Annotated in this window: 2 protein-coding genes; both read right to left on the reverse strand. The window is 29.1% G+C overall.

Features of this window, described 5'->3' with window-relative positions; genetic code table 11:
* Nucleotides 1–690, reverse strand: a 690-nt coding sequence (locus tag KI356_RS23250; protein WP_212936592.1) for an ABC transporter permease, incomplete at its 3' end; no start/stop codon positions are given.
* 2 nt (nt 691–692) lie between these two features.
* Nucleotides 693–1,778: an FtsX-like permease family protein gene (locus KI356_RS23255; RefSeq protein WP_212936593.1), complete on the reverse strand. Its 1,086-nt coding sequence runs from the start codon at nt 1,776–1,778 to the stop codon at nt 693–695.
* Nucleotides 1,779–1,886 lie beyond the last annotated feature (108 nt).

Consider the following 1,886-nt stretch of genomic DNA (forward strand, 5'->3'; position numbering starts at 1 on the left):
ATTTTCATATCTATCAGATGACATAGGCATTATCATTGCGTAATCCAACTTCAAATAAACGTTCGTTGTATTATTATCTATGATAAATTTATTCTCTGGTAAAAAGCCTATAATTGTATATTGATTATTAATTGTATCCCCAACTTGAAAATATTTCTTAAAGTAAGAACCCATTAATACTTTTGTTTTTTCTTCACTATTTTTTGGGAAATCTTCATGCAAGAAACCCTCTTCAGGTTTTAAAGGTAAACCTAACAATTTATAGTAATTTTCATCTACAACAATTGTTTGAACAGTAGGTCTTTCATCGTGAAACGTTTTATGTTTCAAATCAGCAATCATACTGTTTTGAAGTGGTCTATTACTTGATTCTATTTCAATTAAACTCTCCTCGTATGTACCATACGAAATCACATCTTTATTTTGATGAATTGTATTATAAACCGCTTGAATTTGCTCTTTATTAAATTGATTACTTTGTAACCTATCTGTCGTCCTTTCAAAAGTAACTAAATATGTTTTATCCACACTTAATGCTGAGCTGGATTTATCGTTTAGATGGTGTAAATTATAAAATACATTAATTGAACTCGTTATAGTTGCTAATCCAAATGTAATCTGTATTAGAAGAAGTACGGAAAATAGAAATCTCTTTTTTAATGCTATGAACGCACTTTTTATTCTCATCATTTTTACTCCTTTAATGCTTTAGCAGGTTCACTTTTAAGCACATATACAAATGGTATAACAGAGAGGATAAAAGCTATATTAAGTGAAAGAAATACACACATTGCAATATGAGTAGACTGTAAACTAATGCTATAGCTTGTAGACTCTATAATATTTTCACTCAAAGTGCTAAAAATCCATTGTATGCATATCGCACAGGCTGATGCGGTGATTGCACATAAAAATAATTGACTAAATATAAAAATAAAAAGATTTACATTACTTGCTCCCAAAGCTTTCCTTAACGACAGATTTTTTTTCTTCGTATAAATCCAATAATAACTTACTATTATACTGGTAATTAAAGCTATACAAAAAAGCCTAAATGGAAAACTTAATAACTCTTTCACAGCTTTACTTGAGTTTTTTTCTTTCTCAAAATTCTCTTTTTCACTTATCACTTTGGCATTTATATCTTTATTGTTCTGGTTTATATGCTGTATGAAAGTGTTTATTTCCTTTATAGGGTTTTCGTTAGAACGAACGATCATTTGGAATGTATTTTCATTTTGGATCATTTTTTTCACTTCATCTGGCATATCATTTAAAGCGACGTAAATTTTAATATTATACTCATATCCAGTATTTGCTCCAGCTACACCTTTAACTGTATATTCCTTATTAAATAGTTTTATTGTTTCCGTATCCTTATAAATTTTCTTCCCGACTATTACACTATTTTCTTCATTTTGTTCCATCTGAGAACCTTTTAGCAAAGGTGGAGACCAATTTTTATTAAGGAGACCATTCATTGTTGCTCGGCCGATACCCGGAATAGTAATACGAATATCATTTGTAATAACACTAGCATTTTTAAAATCAGTCTCTACTAACGTCTGGAATTGTTTGAAATTTAATTCCCCTATATTAGTAAGTTGAACGGAATAGTAATAATTAAAATAACCATTTTTTCTATCATAAAATTTCTCATCATAATAATCTTTCGTCGACATTGCTATAAGGATCGGCCATATTGTCAATACAAACCCAATAAATAACATAATAAATATTGTTTTGTTTACCACTATTTCTTTTAATACTAGATTCATATATCCTCCTCATTTTAAAAACCGCGAAAAAGGTATTTATCCTTTTTCACGGTTTTTGTTGATTGTTATTTAATTACCATTTCCTTAGAGGTGTAGGCACTATCCCCT

The sequence above is a fragment of the Bacillus hominis genome (assembly GCF_018332515.1).
GTDB classification, from domain to species: domain Bacteria; phylum Bacillota; class Bacilli; order Bacillales; family Bacillaceae_G; genus Bacillus_A; species Bacillus_A hominis.

Excerpts from the sequence above, each read along its gene's own strand:
- KI356_RS23255 (WP_212936593.1), bottom strand. The coding sequence starts at position 1,778 with ATGAATCTAGTATTAAAAGAAATAGTGGTAAACAAAACAATATTTATT.